Here is a 17,319-nt window from a genome sequence, read left to right on the forward strand (position 1 = left end):
GGGATTTCCGGCAGCTTTTCACTGTGGGTCTTTTTGCTCACGGCCGGACTTATCCTTCCACTGAGGTCTTGGCAGGATCTGCGAAACGGGCGATTTCCGCACGCAGATCTTCGATACCTTCGCCGGTCTGGCTGCTGGTGCACACAATGCGCGGATAAGCCGCAGCGTGCTTGAGCGCCAGGGCCTCCACATCCGCTATCTTGGCTTTCAGAGCATTAGGCCGTACCTGGTCGCACTTGGTCAGAACAATCTGAAAAACGACCGCGGCCCGGTCCAGAAGCTCCATGACATCTTTATCAGAAGCCTTGAGTTCGATCCGTGCATCAAGAAGCAGAATGACGCGAGCCAGCGTCGTCCGTCCACGAAGATAGGCGAACATCATGTTCTGCCAATCTTCCTTGACGGATTTTTCAGCTTTCGCAAATCCGTAGCCCGGCATGTCCACAAGGGAAATACGGTCTGACAGATTAAAGAAGTTGAGCTGCTTGGTACGACCGGGCTCGGAAGATGCGCGGGCGAGTGCCTTGCGCCCTGTCAGAGCATTGATGATGCTGGACTTACCAACATTCGATCGCCCCGCAAACGCGACTTCTGGCCGCCCAACCGGAGGCAACTGCTCGATCTTCTGCGATCCGAAGAAAAACTCACACTCTCCGGCAAAAAGAAGACGCCCGTCTTCAATCTGCTCAGGAGTAGGAGGGCCTGCGACCTCTTTCATGATGTCTCAGCGTCCGTTCTTGGTAACAGGAACCGGCAACTTGGCACGGCTCTGGATAAAGGTCTGCTGCGCGAAGGTCAGCAGGTTGTTCCAGGTGTAATAGACCAGAAGACTGGCCGGGAACCCGGACATCACGAACACATAAACCAGCGGCATGAACTGCATGATGCGCGCCTGCGCCGGATCCATGCTCACCATCGTCTGGCGCTGAAGCAGCCAGAACGTGACACCCAAAGCGGCTCCCCAAACACTGATGTGCAAAAAGGAAAAGTAAACCGTCGGATCAAAAGGGATCAGACCGAACAGATTGAAGATGTTCGTCGGGTCCGGGACGGACAGATCACGGATCCAGCCGAAGAAGGGTGCATGACGCTCGTCAATACTGATGTTCAGCATTTTATAGAGGCAGAAGAAGATCGGAGCCTGGATCAGAACCGGCAGACAGCCACTGGCCGGGTTCACGCCCTCTTCGCGATACAGGGCCATAACCTTCTGGTTCATCACCATCGGGTCGTCCTTGTTCTTCTCGCGAATCTCCTTGATCTTCGGAGCCAGAAGACGCATCCGCGCAGAAGACGTGGCAGCCTTGGACGCCAGCGGGAACAGTACGATCTTGACGATCAGCGTCAGCGCCATCAGCGCCAGTCCGAAGTTCCCCAGATGCAGATACAGCCAGTGCAGCAGATACAGGATCGGGCGCGTCAGGAAGCTGAACCAGCCAAAATCAATGGCCTTATCGAAATCCGTGATATGTAAATCGCGGCTGTAGGCCTGAAGCAGGCTTGGAACCTTTGCTCCGGCGAAGAGGTGGCTCGCCTGTGTGATCGTGCTATTCGGCATGACCTGCTGAGGAGCCTGCGGAGCAAAACCAATCTGGTACGATCCCGGGTTGCCCGGAACATACGCAAAACTGGCTGTCACGGCAGCGGTGGCTTCTGGAGCAACAGCCGTTAGCCAGTACTTGTCGCTGATGCCACCCCAGCCGCCGGTACCAGCCTTGGCCCAGAACGTATGGTCCGGATGCTCGGCACCCTTACGGACATTCTTGTAGGTCTCGTCATTCAGACGACCATCCATGACAGCGATCGGGCCTTCATGGGCGGTCCAGAATCCTTCTGCAGCCTGATAATCACGCTGAACGCGCTGAAACGGAACAAGAGCGACCGGCTGCGCAGAATGGTTTTCCACGGACTGGACGACCGAGAACATGTAATGCTCATCAATCGAGATCTGGATCGTGAAGATCAACCCTTCACCATTATCCCACTTCAGCGTTACCGGATGACCTGGTGACAGGGCCTCGTCTGCACTGCCCCAGACCGTATTCAGATCAGGAACCTTCGCATTCGAGCCTGGAGCGTTGTTCCAGCCAATGACAAAGAAATTTGGATGCTCGCTGCCAGGCTTGTCCAGCAGACGAACCAGCGGACTGTCCTTCGCGAGTGTGGCGCGATACTTCGTCAGCACCGCATCATCCAGAAGCGCACCCTTGAGGTTCAGGGAGCCCTGTACGTCTTCGCTCGTGATTGCGATACGTCGCGCCGTTACCGTCTGTTCGGGAGCAGCCTCTGAAGGCGCCGCCTGAGCCGGAGTTGACGGGGACTGTGTTGCAGCAGTCTGCGTGACAGCAGGATGATTGTCCTGATGGGGTTTCGGCATGAAATAGTCGAAACCGATCAGGATGAGGGCCGAGAGGATAGTGGCCGCAATGATGCGCTTGATTTCCATCGGGCGGATGCCGGTCTTTCGTCTCTACGGAGGAATGCTGAGCCTCAAGTGGCCGAAAACCGCGATCAAAACAATAGCTAGCGGTATTTTTTAATGCTGATGGCGTTCAGGAGGAAGGTCACAGCCCCCTTTTGACCAGGGATGACAGCGCAAGAGTCTTCTGAGTGCCAGCCATCCTCCACGCAAGGGACCATGCGATTTAATCACCATGATGGCGTAAGTGCTACACCCCGGCTCAAACCGGCAATTTCGTCCCAGATAAGGGCTAACAAAAAGTTTGTAGGAATCAATCAGTGCAAGCAGGAAGAGGGTGACAGGCTTACTAAAAAAGCCAGTCATTTTTCCGCACTCTTACGTAGGGCTTTCCGGAGATCTTCCTGAAGCAGAGAAAAATCGCGTCGGCGCGTGCCGTCTCGACCGATCAGGACAAAGTCTCCTGTTGGAAGACCGTCCTCACGCGCCACAAGACGCAACGCCTCTCTGAGGCGGCGTTTTGTGCGGTTTCGGATGACCGAATTCCCGACCTTTTTCGTGACCGTAAACCCGACACGACTTTCAGGCTGGGTATCATCCTGCAGAATCTGCACAACCATTCCCGGAGTGGCGACTTTACGCCCTTTGCCGGCAACACGCAGAAACTGCGGCCGCTTTTTCAGGCGGCCAACTGTAAAGTTCGCGCTCAGGCGGAAAGCTTCGAGCGACCCTTGGTGCGGCGGTTTGCCAGCACGCGACGGCCACCGACTGTAGCAGAACGTGCACGGAAACCGTGACGACGCTTACGAACCAGCTTGGAGGGTTGATACGTGCGCTTCATGACATCGATCCTTTAAAACCATGCAGACGCCCCTCTGGACATCCGCGTCGATCGGGCGCACGAAACGCCCGGTGAATGAGACCCGGGCTTGTACTCACCGGGTCCATGCGTGTCAATGCCAGAGCGCCAGGAAGCTGAGGATATGAGCCAAAAACCGACTCCAACACCGTCTCAGACGGTCGAATCCAGCGCATTCCGCCACGATTTGCGAAATGCCCTGTCCCCTGCCCTGCTCTGCGCCGACATTCTGTCATCCCACACAGACGATTCTGTACGCCAGAACGCAGAGACGATCATTCAGTCCCTGGAAAAAGCTCTCAGTCTTCTGAAGACGTCGGCTTCTTCTCGATAAGCTCGATCTTGTACCCATCCGGGTCCTGCACGAAGGCAATAATGATCGTTCCGAACTTCAACGGCCCTGCCTCGCGCGTTACAGTGCCACCACCCGAGCGGACAGTCTCAACCAACGCCGCCACATCGGGCACGCCAATCGCAAAGTGCCCGAACCCTGTACCGACTTCATAGTCGGCGTCCTGATCCCAGTTATAGGTCAGTTCGATTTCGGCCTGTCCGTGCTCGTTATCCGCGAATCCGATAAAGACCAGCGTATAACGCCCTTCGCGAACCTCTTTGCGACGCAGTTCCTTCATTCCCAGAAGGCTGTAGAACGCCAGACTGCGATCAATGTCCCGGATGCGGACCATCGTGTGCAGGAATGTGCTCATTTTTCTTCCTTAAGATCTTCGGTCGTCAGCCCATAAAGAAACAGCCCGTACCGGTCAGCCAAAGCCACGCAGCGATCCGGGTCTGTCAGAAGGGTTACACCAGGCTGAAACGCCACCCCACGCAATCCGTTCCGGGCAGCATTTTCAAGAGTTTCCGGGCCAATCGTGGGCATATCCGCCCTCAGATCCTGCCCACTCTTGGGCATCTTGATAAGAACACCCCCGCTGCCAGCCTGCATTAACTTGCCGCAACGACCCAGCATGGCATCCGTACCTTCAAGGGCTTCAACAGCAAGCACCAGGCCGCTCTGCACCACACACCCTTGCCCGATGTCCAGCGCTGCCATCGCACGCAGAACCTGTACACCTCGCGCGATATCCTGACGGGCCTGTTCATCAGGAAGAACACGTCCAAGCGTTCCGCTCCGGCCCGTGGCATGATCCAGAAATTCATGCGCTCCGCGGACAATGAAGCCTTCTTCCCCCAGAACCCGGACAACCGCGCCCAGCAGACCATCATCACCCAGGAAAATGGCTCGTCCTAGACGAGCAAGAATTCGAGCGCCCTCTGCATCAGGTCGAAGGTCGCGCCACGCGGGACGCCTTACAGGACCGATCAGAACCAGTTCACGACAACCATGCTTTTTAAGCGCAGCCAGGGTCTCGCCAACTGCTGCAAGACGAATGATCTCATGCGGGTAAGGGGCCAAAAGGGCTGTATCTGCAAAATCCCGGAAGCCGACGACGAAAACCGACTTTCCTTTTTCCAGAGCAGCCGCAGCCACCTGTGCAGGCAAGGGGCCTGCCCCGGCCAGAATACCGACGCACCCTCCCCCTGGCATACTCAGGCTCCTTCGGTTTCGGACAGCCCCTCATTCCGGGCTACGCGCGTTAGTCCACGGCGGCTCGGCGCTTCCATAAAATCAAGCATTTCTGCAATGCGCTGCAAATGCCCATATTCACGACGAACTTCTGCGATCCGGGCTTCCAGAACAACATCCGTGCTCCCGTGACGGGGATACAACGTCCGGAATGCCCGACGCATGGCCTGCATCTCATCCGGCCCAACACCGGATCGCTTCAACCCGATCCAGTTCAAACCAACAAGACGGGCGCGGTTGCCGAGAACGCTGCCATAGGGGATGACATCCATCTCGACCCCACAGACCCCACCAACAACCGCGCCACGACCGATGCGAACGAACTGATGAAGCGCAGCTGACCCCATGACCTTGGCGTCATCAGCAATTTCAACATGCCCCCCCATGACGACATTGTTCACGATGATCACGCGATCACCCAGAACACAGTCATGAGCCACATGGGCATTGGCCATGATCAGACAGAATGCACCGATCTTGGTCAGAGCATGTCCCTGTGCCGTTCCACGATGAATCGTCACGTTCTCACGAATGACCGTGTTTGCCCCAATCTCACAAAGCGTTGGCTCGCCGGCATATTTGAGATCCTGCGGCGCCATCCCGATCGTGACGAAAGGATAAACCTCCACTCCTTCGCGAAGGGTGGTATGACCATCGACGATAACCGAAGCATGCAGGTGCACACCGTCGCCAAGCGTCACATGAGGTCCAACCATACACCACGGACCAATACGGACGTTATCTCCAATCCGCGCACGCTCATCGACAAGAGCGGTCGCATGGATCTCGGCACTCTCGGATCGTTTTCCTGCAATCTGCATCAGTTCAGCCCATGATCATGGCACTGAAGGTTGCCTCTGCAACGGCAACGCCGTCAACACGGGCAATACCCTTGAACTTCCAGACATTCGCCCTGGAACGCTCCTTGACCACCTCAATGCGAAGCTGATCACCTGGCCCCACAGGACGGCGGAACTTAGCCCCCTCAATGGTCATGAAATACACCAGCTTGCCTTCAAAAGCCTTGCCCAGCGTCAAAACAACCAGTGTTGCTGCCGTTTGGGCCATGGCTTCGATGATCAAAACACCTGGCATCACCGGATGAGAGGGAAAATGTCCCTGAAAGAAAGGCTCATTCACCGTGACATTCTTGATGCCAACAGCAGATTCACCTGCCTTGATTTCCTGCATCTTGTCGATCAGGAGGAAAGGATAGCGATGAGGGATCGCCTGCATGATCTGCAGAATGTCGATGCTCTCAGGAACCTGATGTGTTCCTGATGCCCCTTCTGCCGGGGTCGTCTTTTCAGCCGGAGCGTCCACTCGATCCATCTTCTTCACCATAACCCTTTCGGGGGAAATCTTGTCAGTTTTCTGCTCTCCGAGCAGTACGATGGGCCTCCCTTAGCAAAACTGGCCAAGGGATACCATCCATCACCCGTTCAGGTCAGTCGGAGCTCTTCTTGGAGAGCTTCCGCAACGTCGCCACGTTCCGGAAAAACTCACGGAACGGCATGGCCGGACTGCCGATGACATCCGCCCCTGCATCAACATCGGACATAACGCCGCATTGCGCGCCGACGCGGGCCTTATCCCCGATCTTGATATGACCGATCAGGCCCGCCTGGGCAGCAATCGTCACAAAATCACCAAGCTCGGTGGAACCGGAAATACCAGCCTGTGAAACCACGATGCAGCATCGACCCAACTGAGCATTGTGACCAATCTGCACCAGATTATCGATCCGCGTCCCTGCTCCAATAACCGTATCCCGCATGGACCCTCGGTCAATGGTGGAGTTGGCACCGATTTCGACATCGTCTCCGATCACGACCAACCCAAGCTGAGGAACAGTTTCGAAGCCCCCCGGACCGACAGCGAAGCCAAAACCGTCCTGCCCAATACGGGCACCTGGATACAACGTCACCCGATGACCGACACGCGCATGCGTCAGACTGACATGACTGCCAATCCGGCAGCGCTCGCCAACCTCAACGCTTCGTCCAATCATGGCGTGCGCCCCGATCAGACTTCCACTGCCAATCTTCGCGCCATCTTCAATAACGGCAAACGGCCCGATCTCAACATTATCGCCGATCTCAGCCTTCTCACTTACGTAGGCCGAAGGATGCCGAACACCGCTCGAAGACGGGGCTGGATGAAACGCTGCTGCAATTCGCGCCCAGGCAAGATAAGGCGTCTTGCAGACCAAACCAGCGGTCCGGGCTGGCAGCTTGTCAGCAAAAGCCGGAGCAAGAATAACTGCACCAGCCTTCGTGTTTTCCAGTAACGGCAAATAACGCCGGTTATCCAGAAAACTGACATCTTCAGGCCCTGCAACATGCAGAGGAGCGACACCACGAAACAATGCGGTCTCATTCTGGCCTTCTGCAGCGGGACGCACATCACTTCCAGACACTTCCGCCAGACGGGCGAGCCCAAAAGGCCCGGCCCTCAGGAAAAAGCGCTCGTCGCCCGGACGGGTCTCGGTAGACATCGTATCACCCACAGGCTCGAACCTCAGTGATGCTGACGGAGAACGGACTCAGGCTGTGCCGGTGCTGCAGCAGCCGGAGCCTGCTCAGGCCCTTGCGGACTACGCTGCTCGTCAGCCGTGGTGGGCATCTTGCCAGACTTTGCAAGCTGCTCCGGATCAACGCCCTCACCCGGAATAAAGACATGCGGCAGCGTTTTATTCAGCTGGTTCGCAACTTCTTCCGTGATGTCCTGCTCGCCAACATGCAACACAACCTGTTCTGCATGCAGAACAAGATTCATGTTATGCGCACCAGCAACAGCCGCAATGATGCCATTGCCCTGCTCAAGCTCGCGCTCGATCTGGTGGAAAGCAACCTGGGCGGCTTCCTGAATGATGCGAGCCTGATTGCCGAAATCGCGCTGATCCTTGGCGCGACGCTCCTGCAAGTGACGCTCCCGAAGCTGGATCTGATCCGCCGTCAGGGTACGGGCCTCGGACTGCAGCTTCTGCTGCTCTCCACGCCAGGCCCCTTCTTCGCGCTGCACGGCCTGAGCCAGCTTGTCACGACGTGTACCCAGAACCTGCTGGATTTCCTGTGCCGCAGAGGACATCTGCATGACAGCCTGAACATTAATCACACCGATAATCGCTGCTGGCGGCGGAGCAGCCTTGGCAACTGTAGGCGGATTCGGAATCGGCGGCAGAGGGAGAACCGGCGGCGCCTGCTGCGTATTCGGAGCCCCCTGATCTTCTTCAGCCGGGGCTTCTGCTGCAACTGGTACGCTGCGACGAGGCGCTGGCCGCGCAACCGGAGCAGAAGCCTCCGGATGAGCAGCCTTCGGAACAAACCAGCCACCATTATTGGCAGACTGAGCGTGAGCGGAAGGAGCAACGGCAAGGATCGTCGCCGCCAGAAGCGCACCGGCTGAAACCGGGCGCATCAGGGAATGAAGGGTCATGACCACCTCTGGAGAAGGGGATAAAATTGCGTGAGTCTTGAAATCAGGCACGCAGTCTTAGAACTGCTGCCCGAAGCCAAAGCGCAGCGGGTAAAGGCGATCGCCCTTTTCCTTACGCAGCGGAATAGCACCGTCAATGTTCACGAGACCGAACGGGCTCTTCCAGGAAATACCAAGACCCGTAGAAACACGAGGCGTCAGGGTGTCACCCGTGATCGGGGTGTACGGGTAGTCTGACTGATTGCGACGGGAGTAATCCGTGTACTTGTTCTTCACACGGACACTGGCCAAGCTGCCGGCATCCAGGAAGTAACGCCCTGCAATACCCAGATCGTCTCCCATCGGAAGTGGGAAGTTGACCTGTGCAGAAGCCGTATACATGAAGCGGCCACCCAACAGATCTTCCTGTCCCTGAGACGGAAGATAATTACATTTACCAGCGCTTGTAAGGCCATTGCAGATATGGCCAGAGCGAGGTCCGACACCACCCTGCAGGAAGCCTCGCAGGTTTTCACCACCAAGATAGAAGTTATCAATGATATTCCGGCGCCCACTGGAACTCCAGTCGCCCATATATCCAACGCCACCCTTGAACTGCACGGTCCAGTCATGATTGCCCATGATCCGATCCAGCGGGATGTAGTAAGCACCATCCGCCTTGACACGATAGTACTTGGCGTCGCCGCCCAAACCAGCAAAATCACCACCAACCTTCATCATGTATCCTTCATGAGGATTCATGCGACGATCACGACGATCGTAGGTCAAAGAGGTGCTCAACTGGGAAAGAACCGACCATCCGGCAGATTGCTGCACGTAAATGGAAGGAGCCCACTGCATCAGATCAGGGTCTTTAGCAATGGCGGCAGCATCATAGAAGTTACCAACCTGACGATCGACCAGTGTGTAGCTGAAAGACTGCGAAAGATAGCGGTTATACGCATATCCAAGACGCAGGCTCATACCATACTGGGACTCTTTATAGCTCTGATATGTCTGGTAATTGTTCTGGATGAAGTAGAAGTCAGCACCAGCAACAAGGTTACGGTTCAGGAAGTACGGGTCCGTAATGGAGATGTCAGCCTGCTTCTCGTAATAGGCAACCGTTCCGGAAATACCGGCGTCGATACCCGTTCCCAGCATGTTATGCTGCTTGATCGAGGCATTACCCAGCACACCGACGTCCGTTGAGTAACCGCCACCCAGCGAGAACTCACCTGTCGGCTTTTCAACAACGTTCGCTGCAACGTTGACGCGATCAGGCGCAGAACCCTGCGTCTGATCAACTGAGACCGTGCTGAAATATCCAAGATCCTGCAGAGCTAGTTTGGAATATTTCTTGTCAAACGGGGTGTACGGGTCCCCCTCAGCCATCGGCAGATTACGGCGGATCACGTTATCACGCGTGATGGTATTGCCGTTGATGTCGATGCGCTCGACATACACATGCGGGCCTTCAGTCACGTCGAAGAGCAAATCCACAATCCGTTTCTCAGGATTACGGGCAATTTCAGAACGCACCATGGCGAAGGGATGCCCCTGCGCCTGCAGCCATTCCTGCATGTCTGTCGTGTTGTGCTGGATCGCAGTGCCATCATAAATCTGATGCTTGAACAACTGGATCTTGGGTCGCACCATTTCAGGCGTCACATGACGCACGTTGGAGCGAACGTCCATCTTGCCGATACGATACTGATCGCCTTCATGGATGGTGAACGTCACATAGAAAGACTTGTGATCAGGAGAAAGCTCTCCCGTCGCGTCCACCATGTGGAAATCAACATATCCATTATGCAGATAGAAGCGGCGCAGCAACTCGGCATCGTACTTGATGCGTTCAGGATTATATTCATCCGAAGAGGAGAAGAACCGGTACCAGGCATTTTCCTTGGAGGAAATCACCTGTGCCAGACGAGCTTCACTGAACGCATGGTTGCCCACAAACACAATTTTGTGGATCAGCGTCTGCTGGGCCTCATTGATTTTGAAGACCACATCCACACGGTTGTGTGACAGCTTGATGATCTGTGGCGTAACCGTCGCACCGAAGCGCGCTTTTCCAGCATACTGGTTCAGGATCTTCTGACGGTCGGCAGCTGTGGTCTGGGACGAGAAGACAGCGCGGGGACGAAGGCTGATTTCCTTGCGGAGATCTTCGTCCTTCAGCGCATGATTACCCTCAAAGACAATCCGGTTGACGATAGGATTCTCAACCAGATTGACCAGAAGCGTGTTGCCATCACGATGAAGCGTAACGTCCTTGAACAGGCCGGTCGCATAAAGCGACTTCAGAGACCGGTCGAGATCATCCTGGTTAAAAGAATCCCCCGGCTGGGCGACCATGTAAGACAGGACCGTGCTGGTTTCGATACGCGTGTTGCCAGAGACCGTAATGGCCTGGATCACGTTGTTGCCTGAGGCTGCACCGGATGTCTGGTGCTGACGTACAGAGCGGGCCTCCGCCACGCCGAGGGCGGTCGGGAGAAGACATGCAGATGCAAGCAGCATCAGACGCATGTTCGGGGACCGGGAACCTCTTGACCGTGATCCTGACAAACCGGTTTTCCTTGTAAACAGATTTTTCGCATGCGCGTGAGACGATACGCCATTGGCGGAGGTATCCGAAAATCCCCCCACCATGCAAGATCTCCCTTCACTCACGAAGAGTTACGGGTCGTATCCCAACCTAGCTTCCCGTGTGAAACATCCAGTGGAACAACCCGATATTTGTCAGGTCATTCACCGTGGAAAAGAGGAAAAGTGCGCCGATAAGTGCCATTCCGACCTGCATACTGACCTCTTGTACCCGTCGTGAAACAGGCCGTCCCTTGATAGCCTCAACCGCGTAAAAGATCAGTCTTCCACCATCCAGAACAGGGATTGGAAACAGGTTGATAAGGCCCAGATTGATAGACAGGAGCGCCATAAACGACACGATGCTCGCCATGCCGTAGCTGGCAACCTGACCAGACATCTGTGCGATTCGAATCGTTCCACCAAGTTCTTTCGGACTGCGCTGCCCGGAAAGGATCTGCCACACACCCTGCAACGTGCGTACAGACATCGTCCATGTTTCCTGCACGCCCATCACAGCCGCCTTAACCGGTGAAACAGGATGCCCAGGAGAAGCAGCAAAACCCACGCCCAGCACGCCAGTGGCATGGGAGCCACCTTTCACGGCACCGATCGTGACCGGCAACGTCAGATCTGTCCCATTACGACGAATTCCGAGAGTTGTCGTATCGTTTGGATGAGACGCGACAGTCCCCATCACATCTTCCGGACCAGCAATGGAAAGCGAGCCGATACGCGTGATCACATCACCCGTTTTCACACCGGCCTTTTCCGCAGCACTACCCGCAACAACCTGAGAAATATCATTCCGAAGTTCAGGCTTTCCAACCGTTGCGAACAAAAGCGTGAAGGCAACGATCGCAAACAGAAAATTAAAAACCGGCCCCATGACAATCACCAGAGCCCGTGAGCCCACAGGTTTATCATGGAATGTCCGCCCCGGAATCCAGGCTGCTTTCTGCTCGTCTGTCGCGTCGTCCGGACCTTCAAACCCATGCGGCTTGACGTACCCTCCAAGCGGAATAGCGCTCAAACGCCATTCCGTTCCAGACTTGTCATACCAACGCCGCAGAGCTGGCCCGAAACCGATAGAAAACGTCTCGACCTTCACACCCCGCCACCGTGCAGCGAGGTAGTGTCCCAACTCGTGAATGAAAACCAGAATGCCCAGGATCAGAACATAGGCAATAATGGTGCGCAGAAGATCATGCATGCAGGGCGTTCTCGCTCACTGTATTCCGCAGACGACCGCTCTCCCGAAGGATATGCTCCTCGGCAAGCGCACGCCCGCGAGCGTCCCATTCCAGAACTTCGTCCAGCGTCGTCAACTCAGGGTTTTCGGTCATGGCTTGAAGGGCGCTGTCGATCGTCTCACCAATACCAAGAAATCCGATCCGACGGTTCAAAAAAGCATCAACGGCAATTTCATTCGCCGCTGAGAAAACAGCCGGAGCCGCCCCTCCTGCCCGCAGAACCTGACGTGCCAGCCGGAGTGGAACAAACCGAACTTCATCCGGGGCTTCGAAATCAAGACGTCCGAACGCGGCCAGATCCAACCTCTGACACGGCGTTTCCATACGCTGCGGCCACGCAAGAGTGTGCGCGATGGGAATACGCATATCGGCGGAGCCCATCTGGGCCACCAGACTGCCATCCCGGAACTGTACCAGCCCATGCACCACAGACTGCGGGTGCACCAGCACATCAATCCGGTCTTCCGTCAGGCCAAACAGGCGGGCAGCCTCAATGACTTCAAGGCCCTTGTTCGCCATTGACGCAGAATCAATCGTGATCTTGGCACCCATTGTCCAGGTCGGGTGCTTCAGCGCCTTCTCCGGGGGCGCAGCACGCATGTCTTCAAGGGAAGACTGACGGAACGGGCCACCAGAAGCCGTCAGAACGATTTTCTCGACGGTGCTCATGTCACATCCACCGAGCGCCTGAGCAATCGCATTATGTTCGGAATCGACTGGCAGCAGCGTCGCTCCAGCCTCACCGACAGCGCGAAGCATGACATCCCCAGCGCAGACAAGTGCCTCCTTGTTCGCCAGTGCAATCGCATGACCGTTGCGGGCAGCAGCAAGGGTGGGCTCAAGTCCGGCGGCACCGGTAATCGCGGCCATGGTCCAGTCCGCTTCCATGGCGCCTGCTTCAATAACCGCCTGACGGCCAGCAGCCGTCCGGATGCCGCTTCCAGCAAGCCGGGACTTCAACTCCTCATGCAGACCTTCATCATGAATGACGGCAATCTCAGCGCGCAGTTCGCGGGCCTGCTCCGCCAGAAGCGCAACATTGCGACCACCAACCAGCGCACGAACCTCGATATCTCCAGCCATGCGCTTCAGCAGATCAACCGTTGACGTGCCGATACTGCCCGTACTGCCAAGAACACTGATCCGGCGAGGCTTGGCCACAGAACCGTCAGTCATGAGAAGAACTCCCCTGAGGAATGGTATGATGTGCAGACCCGCCAACCAGATCCGCAGGAGTGACAGACCAGAACACCTGTCCAAAGGCTGCCAGAGACAAGAGAGCGGCTAACGGAGCCGCAGCGAGAAGGCCGTCAAACCGGTCCAGCAAACCGCCATGACCTGGAATGAGTACCCCGGAATCCTTAACGCCAAGACGACGCTTGGCCGCACTTTCGATCAAATCGCCGCTTTGGGAGAAAACACCCAGAACAGCGCCCCAAACCAGACCGCCACCAACAAATCCCAGACCAGACAGCCAAGCCACAGCGCCGCCCGCCAGAGAAGCTCCCACGAGCCCCCCGATTGCCCCTGAACGTGTTTTTCCCGGTGAGATGGAAGGGGCCAGCTTGGGGCCACCAAAAATACGACCCGACAGATATGCGAAACTATCACTGGCGATCACAACGCACAGCACGAACAGAACGCTCTCGAAACCGGCTGGAAGGTGCCGCAGCCAAAGCAACGAAAGCCCCCCCAGAATAGACACAATGACCGGGATGCAGGCAGGCACACCAAACACAAGGCTTGGCCAGACCATCCAGAACGCACCACTCCATTCTCCTCGCAGGGCAGCAACACCTGAAACAAGCGGCCAGCACAGAAGAAGTATTCCTCGCCATGTCGGCAATGGCTGACGGATCAGGGTTTCCCCTTCCCACACCAACCCGAACATCGCGAGCAAAATGAGCGCATTGTAAATCATGCCGCCCTGCCAGAGGCAGGCCCCGGCGACGGCAACCAGAACAACGGCAGAAGAAAGGCGCAGCTTCAGATCAGACCAGCGTGAGGAACCACTCATACCGGTCGACCACCAAAACGCCGCTGACGGCCAGCAAAATAAGACAGAGCCTGAACAAACTCAGCTTCACCAAAATCCGGCCATAGCACATCCATGAAAACCAGTTCGGCGTAAGCGCTCTGCCAAAGCAGAAAATTGGACAGCCGACATTCCCCGCTCGTCCGGATCACCAGATCAGGATCTGGCATATCTGACGTCTGGAGAGCACCAGCCAATCGCTCTTCCGTAATATCGGAAGAGGCCAACTCTCCGTTTGCGACCTGCTCGGCAAGACGTCTGGCAGCCTGTGCAATATCCGCGCGACCGCCATAGGAAAGCGCCAAAGTGAGCGTCAGTGTTTTGTTATTGATGGTTTTGGCTTCAGCCCGCCGCAGTTCTTCCCGCAAGGCTCCTTCAAAACGCTCAGGCTCACCAATGACCCTGAGACGCACGCCCTGTTCGTGAAGCTCGTTGAGCTTGTGACGCAGGTAAAAACGCAGAAGAGATGTCAGATCACCAACCTCTTCCGCAGACCGACGCCAGTTCTCTGAAGAAAATGCGTACAGCGTCAGATAACGCACACCTTGACGGATCGCGGATTTGACGCAGTCCTGCACGGACTCCGCCCCTTTCCGGTGCCCGGCCACGACGGGAAGACTGCGCGAACGCGCCCACCGGCCATTACCATCCATGATCATGGCGACATGCACGGGAACGGCTCTCCTCTCTCCATGAGAAGACAAAGGAGCGGCCACACTGGGTTTAGGTACGGATCCGATCGTCAAGAGAAAGGTCAGACCTGCTTGATCTCGCGCTCTTTATCCGCGAGCGTGTCATCAACTTTCTTGACGTACTGATCCGTCAGCTTCTGAATGGAATCAGACCAGGTCTTCAGATCGTCCTGGCTGATTTCACCCTTCTTTTCGAGCGCCTTCGCCTGCTCCATCCCATCACGGCGCACGCCGCGAATGGCAATTTTGCCGTTTTCCGCATAGCGGTTCGCGGCGCGAGCCAGTTCATTACGGCGCTCTTCCGTCAGCACAGGAATGGGTACGCGAATGGTCTGTCCATCCGCAGACGGATTAAGGCCAAGACCGCTATCACGGATCGCGCGCTCAACGGCACCCACAACCGTGCGATCCCAGACGGAAACCGTCAGCATCCGTGCTTCAGGGACGGCGATGGAGCCAACCTGAGACAGCGGGACTTCCGAGCCATATGCCTCAACACGCACCGGCTCCAGCAGGTTCGGGCTCGCACGCCCCGAACGCAGGCCGGAGAGGTCACGACGCAGACTCTCGATCGCACCGTCCATACGGCGCGTGAGGTCATCCATCAGGTCTTTCAGGTCAGCAGGCATAAGCTGTTCCTTTGCAAAATCGACGTAAGGTTCAGGAGACTATCCTGAAATGTTCGTTGAAAATGAGGCTTTCAGCCAGCCTCAATGACCCGCGTAAAGCGGCCTTCACCACGCACAACGGTGGCAAATGCGCCCGGAGCATGCATGTTAAAGACCACAATCGGCAATTTATTTTCACGGGCAAGGCTGATGGCCGCCGCATCCATGACATTCAACTGCCGGGCCAGCACGTCCATGTAGGTCAGCTGATCATAACGCACGGCATCCGGATTGCGACGCGGATCATCGGAATAAATTCCGTCCACCTGCGTTCCCTTGAACAGCGCGTCACATTCCATTTCGTTGGCGCGGAGAGCAGCAGCCGTATCGGTCGTGAAGAACGGATTGCCCGTTCCCGCAGCGAAAATGACGACCCGCCCCTTTTCCATGTGACGGACCGCACGGCGACGGATGTAAGGCTCGGCAATCGCCGCCATCTGAATCGCCGTCATGACGCGCGTTTCAAGACCCTGACGCTCAAGACCATTCTGAAGCATCAGTGCATTGATGACTGTCGCCAGCATACCGGCATAATCACCCTGCGCACGGTCCATACCGCGCGCTGCTGCGGACAGGCCGCGGAAAATGTTACCACCACCGACAACCAGACACACCTGCACGCCGGATGCCACAACAGCAGCAATGTCGGCAGCAACCATATCCACCATTTCCGGGTCCACTCCACCGGAGCCCTTGCCCATCAGTGCCTCACCGGACACCTTGAGCAGGACGCGCTTGTAGGAGGGGCTTTCTTCTCGTTTATCGGTCATCGTGCCCGTCTCTTGCTGGATTGTGGTGACTTTGCGCCTGTTCATACAGACGCATACGGCTGGGAACAAGCGATGTCAGAAGAGAGACGTCACAAGACGCCTCACGCCCTCAAACACACAGACCTGTTTTTACTCTTCCAGACCGATCGCTCTCAGGCGGGCCTTTTCTTCATCCCACCCTGCACGCTCTTTCACGTTCAGGAAAAGATGACAGGTCCGCTCCAGAAGACCCTGGAGCTCCTGACGCGCGCGCGCGCCGATCGACTTGATCTTGTGACCGCCTTCTCCGATCAGAATGGCCTTATGGCCCGGACGGGACACATAGATCGTCACTTCAATACGAACCGAACCATCGGGCCGCTCTTTGAAGCTCTCAGTCTCCACCGTTGCCTGATAGGGAATTTCCTCATGCGTCTGCATGAAAATCTGTTCCCGCACCAGTTCTGCGGCTAACAGACGGTCAGGCAGATCCGTCAGATCGTCTTCCGGGTAAAGATAAGGTCCTTCGGGCAACTCACGCGCCAGATGGTTCATCAGATCTTCAACACCATCGCCGGAACGCGCGCTTAGCATGAACACATGCTCAACAGTCAGCAGACTGCTGACTTCCTGCGTGAGAGGCAGAAGCTCCTCTGCGCTGACCAGATCCGTCTTGTTCAGAACAAGCCAGATCTTCTTATTGCCCTCGGCCAGCTTGGCGATGATCTCCCGGACGTCTTCGCGCAGACCCGCTTTCGCATCGATCAGCAGAAGCGTGAGATCAGCATCCTGCGACCCCGTCCAGGCGGCGTTTACCATAGCCCGATCCAGACGACGGCGCGGCTTGAAGATGCCCGGCAGATCAACGAGGATAATCTGCGCATCCTGATGAACCACAATTCCCAGCGTCCGAAAGCGCGTTGTCTGCGCCTTGGGGCTGACAATGGAGAGTTTCGCCCCGGCAATCCGGTTCAGCAGGGTGGATTTTCCAGCATTCGGCGCCCCAACAAGGGCAACGAAACCGCAGCGTGTGGTCATGTTCCT

At 56.4% G+C, this 17,319-nt stretch carries 19 protein-coding genes; all 19 read right to left on the reverse strand.

The genetic code is table 11. From position 1 onward, the window contains the following. Positions 1 to 49 precede the first annotated feature (49 nt). Positions 50 to 718 carry a ribosome biogenesis GTP-binding protein YihA/YsxC gene (gene yihA, locus GJA01_RS00195; protein ID WP_062503639.1) on the reverse strand — a complete coding sequence of 223 codons (669 nt, stop codon included), beginning with the start codon at positions 716 to 718 and terminating at the stop codon, positions 50 to 52. Between the two features lie 6 nt (positions 719 to 724). Next, the gene (gene yidC / locus GJA01_RS00200; RefSeq protein WP_062503637.1) at positions 725 to 2,446 is read right to left on the reverse strand and encodes a membrane protein insertase YidC; all 1,722 of its coding nucleotides are present in this window, start codon (positions 2,444 to 2,446) and stop codon (positions 725 to 727) included. 90 nt (positions 2,447 to 2,536) lie between these two features. After that, positions 2,537 to 2,785, reverse strand: coding sequence for a membrane protein insertion efficiency factor YidD (yidD, locus tag GJA01_RS00205; protein ID WP_082785254.1), 249 nt, complete (start codon positions 2,783 to 2,785; stop codon positions 2,537 to 2,539). Next, complete coding sequence (gene rnpA / locus GJA01_RS00210) at positions 2,782 to 3,129, reverse strand: ribonuclease P protein component (RefSeq protein WP_062503634.1); 348 nt, start codon at positions 3,127 to 3,129, stop codon at positions 2,782 to 2,784. The genes yidD and rnpA overlap by 4 nt, the downstream gene beginning before the upstream one ends. After that, on the reverse strand, positions 3,126 to 3,260 hold the full coding sequence (gene rpmH / locus GJA01_RS00215) for a 50S ribosomal protein L34 (RefSeq protein WP_010501271.1): 135 nt from the start codon (positions 3,258 to 3,260) through the stop codon (positions 3,126 to 3,128). Before rpmH ends, rnpA begins: the two co-directional genes overlap by 4 nt. 317 nt (positions 3,261 to 3,577) lie before the next feature. Beyond that, entirely contained in the window at positions 3,578 to 3,985 is a 408-nt protein-coding gene (gene gloA, locus GJA01_RS00225; RefSeq protein ID WP_010501270.1) for a lactoylglutathione lyase, read from the reverse strand. Beyond that, on the reverse strand, positions 3,982 to 4,827 hold the full coding sequence (locus GJA01_RS00230; protein WP_034881130.1) for an LpxI family protein: 846 nt from the start codon (positions 4,825 to 4,827) through the stop codon (positions 3,982 to 3,984). Before GJA01_RS00230 ends, gloA begins: the two co-directional genes overlap by 4 nt. Positions 4,828 to 4,829: 2 nt before the next feature. Then, entirely contained in the window at positions 4,830 to 5,687 is an 858-nt protein-coding gene (gene lpxA / locus GJA01_RS00235) for an acyl-ACP--UDP-N-acetylglucosamine O-acyltransferase (RefSeq protein ID WP_010501268.1), read from the reverse strand. A 4-nt stretch (positions 5,688 to 5,691) separates the two neighbouring features. Continuing rightward, the gene (fabZ, locus tag GJA01_RS00240) at positions 5,692 to 6,210 is read right to left on the reverse strand and encodes a 3-hydroxyacyl-ACP dehydratase FabZ (protein ID WP_007282468.1); all 519 of its coding nucleotides are present in this window, start codon (positions 6,208 to 6,210) and stop codon (positions 5,692 to 5,694) included. A 103-nt stretch (positions 6,211 to 6,313) separates the two neighbouring features. After that, complete coding sequence (lpxD, locus tag GJA01_RS00245) at positions 6,314 to 7,363, reverse strand: UDP-3-O-(3-hydroxymyristoyl)glucosamine N-acyltransferase (protein ID WP_062503632.1); 1,050 nt, start codon at positions 7,361 to 7,363, stop codon at positions 6,314 to 6,316. 23 nt (positions 7,364 to 7,386) lie between these two features. After that, the gene (locus GJA01_RS00250) at positions 7,387 to 8,304 is read right to left on the reverse strand and encodes an OmpH family outer membrane protein (RefSeq protein WP_010501265.1); all 918 of its coding nucleotides are present in this window, start codon (positions 8,302 to 8,304) and stop codon (positions 7,387 to 7,389) included. A gap of 57 nt (positions 8,305 to 8,361) precedes the next feature. Next, positions 8,362 to 10,821 (reverse strand): outer membrane protein assembly factor BamA, encoded by a 2,460-nt coding sequence (bamA, locus tag GJA01_RS00255; protein ID WP_062503629.1) that lies wholly within the window; start codon positions 10,819 to 10,821, stop codon positions 8,362 to 8,364. A gap of 169 nt (positions 10,822 to 10,990) precedes the next feature. After that, a complete protein-coding gene (gene rseP / locus GJA01_RS00260) occupies positions 10,991 to 12,091 on the reverse strand; it encodes an RIP metalloprotease RseP (RefSeq protein WP_061929200.1) in 1,101 nt (366 codons plus the stop codon). Further along, a complete protein-coding gene (gene dxr, locus GJA01_RS00265; RefSeq protein WP_062503627.1) occupies positions 12,084 to 13,307 on the reverse strand; it encodes a 1-deoxy-D-xylulose-5-phosphate reductoisomerase in 1,224 nt (407 codons plus the stop codon). The genes rseP and dxr overlap by 8 nt, the downstream gene beginning before the upstream one ends. Next, positions 13,300 to 14,148 carry a phosphatidate cytidylyltransferase gene (locus GJA01_RS00270; RefSeq protein ID WP_062503624.1) on the reverse strand — a complete coding sequence of 283 codons (849 nt, stop codon included), beginning with the start codon at positions 14,146 to 14,148 and terminating at the stop codon, positions 13,300 to 13,302. The genes dxr and GJA01_RS00270 overlap by 8 nt, the downstream gene beginning before the upstream one ends. Further along, positions 14,145 to 14,837 (reverse strand): polyprenyl diphosphate synthase, encoded by a 693-nt coding sequence (gene uppS, locus GJA01_RS00275; RefSeq protein WP_099282245.1) that lies wholly within the window; start codon positions 14,835 to 14,837, stop codon positions 14,145 to 14,147. Before uppS ends, GJA01_RS00270 begins: the two co-directional genes overlap by 4 nt. Positions 14,838 to 14,920: 83 nt before the next feature. After that, a complete protein-coding gene (gene frr, locus GJA01_RS00280) occupies positions 14,921 to 15,487 on the reverse strand; it encodes a ribosome recycling factor (protein ID WP_010501252.1) in 567 nt (188 codons plus the stop codon). A gap of 71 nt (positions 15,488 to 15,558) precedes the next feature. After that, positions 15,559 to 16,296: a UMP kinase gene (gene pyrH, locus GJA01_RS00285; protein WP_010501250.1), complete on the reverse strand. Its 738-nt coding sequence runs from the start codon at positions 16,294 to 16,296 to the stop codon at positions 15,559 to 15,561. Positions 16,297 to 16,425: 129 nt separating this feature from the next. Then, positions 16,426 to 17,313: a GTPase Era gene (era, locus tag GJA01_RS00290; RefSeq protein WP_062503622.1), complete on the reverse strand. Its 888-nt coding sequence runs from the start codon at positions 17,311 to 17,313 to the stop codon at positions 16,426 to 16,428. Positions 17,314 to 17,319: the final 6 nt, after the last annotated feature.

It is taken from the genome of Gluconobacter japonicus (assembly GCF_002723975.1).
Lineage (GTDB): Bacteria > Pseudomonadota > Alphaproteobacteria > Acetobacterales > Acetobacteraceae > Gluconobacter > Gluconobacter japonicus.

Excerpts from the sequence above, each read along its gene's own strand:
- yidC (WP_062503637.1), bottom strand. The coding sequence starts at position 2,446 with ATGGAAATCAAGCGCATCATTGCGGCCACTATCCTCTCGGCCCTCATC.
- rseP (WP_061929200.1), bottom strand. The coding sequence starts at position 12,091 with ATGCATGATCTTCTGCGCACCATTATTGCCTATGTTCTGATCCTGGGC.
- frr (WP_010501252.1), bottom strand. The coding sequence starts at position 15,487 with ATGCCTGCTGACCTGAAAGACCTGATGGATGACCTCACGCGCCGTATG.
- fabZ (WP_007282468.1), bottom strand. The coding sequence starts at position 6,210 with ATGGTGAAGAAGATGGATCGAGTGGACGCTCCGGCTGAAAAGACGACC.
- gloA (WP_010501270.1), bottom strand. The coding sequence starts at position 3,985 with ATGAGCACATTCCTGCACACGATGGTCCGCATCCGGGACATTGATCGC.
- GJA01_RS00270 (WP_062503624.1), bottom strand. The coding sequence starts at position 14,148 with ATGAGTGGTTCCTCACGCTGGTCTGATCTGAAGCTGCGCCTTTCTTCT.
- era (WP_062503622.1), bottom strand. The coding sequence starts at position 17,313 with ATGACCACACGCTGCGGTTTCGTTGCCCTTGTTGGGGCGCCGAATGCT.
- GJA01_RS00230 (WP_034881130.1), bottom strand. The coding sequence starts at position 4,827 with ATGCCAGGGGGAGGGTGCGTCGGTATTCTGGCCGGGGCAGGCCCCTTG.
- dxr (WP_062503627.1), bottom strand. The coding sequence starts at position 13,307 with ATGACTGACGGTTCTGTGGCCAAGCCTCGCCGGATCAGTGTTCTTGGC.
- rpmH (WP_010501271.1), bottom strand. The coding sequence starts at position 3,260 with ATGAAGCGCACGTATCAACCCTCCAAGCTGGTTCGTAAGCGTCGTCAC.
- yihA (WP_062503639.1), bottom strand. The coding sequence starts at position 718 with ATGAAAGAGGTCGCAGGCCCTCCTACTCCTGAGCAGATTGAAGACGGG.
- lpxA (WP_010501268.1), bottom strand. The coding sequence starts at position 5,687 with ATGCAGATTGCAGGAAAACGATCCGAGAGTGCCGAGATCCATGCGACC.
- GJA01_RS00250 (WP_010501265.1), bottom strand. The coding sequence starts at position 8,304 with ATGACCCTTCATTCCCTGATGCGCCCGGTTTCAGCCGGTGCGCTTCTG.
- bamA (WP_062503629.1), bottom strand. The coding sequence starts at position 10,821 with ATGCGTCTGATGCTGCTTGCATCTGCATGTCTTCTCCCGACCGCCCTC.
- yidD (WP_082785254.1), bottom strand. The coding sequence starts at position 2,785 with ATGACTGGCTTTTTTAGTAAGCCTGTCACCCTCTTCCTGCTTGCACTG.
- lpxD (WP_062503632.1), bottom strand. The coding sequence starts at position 7,363 with ATGTCTACCGAGACCCGTCCGGGCGACGAGCGCTTTTTCCTGAGGGCC.
- pyrH (WP_010501250.1), bottom strand. The coding sequence starts at position 16,296 with ATGACCGATAAACGAGAAGAAAGCCCCTCCTACAAGCGCGTCCTGCTC.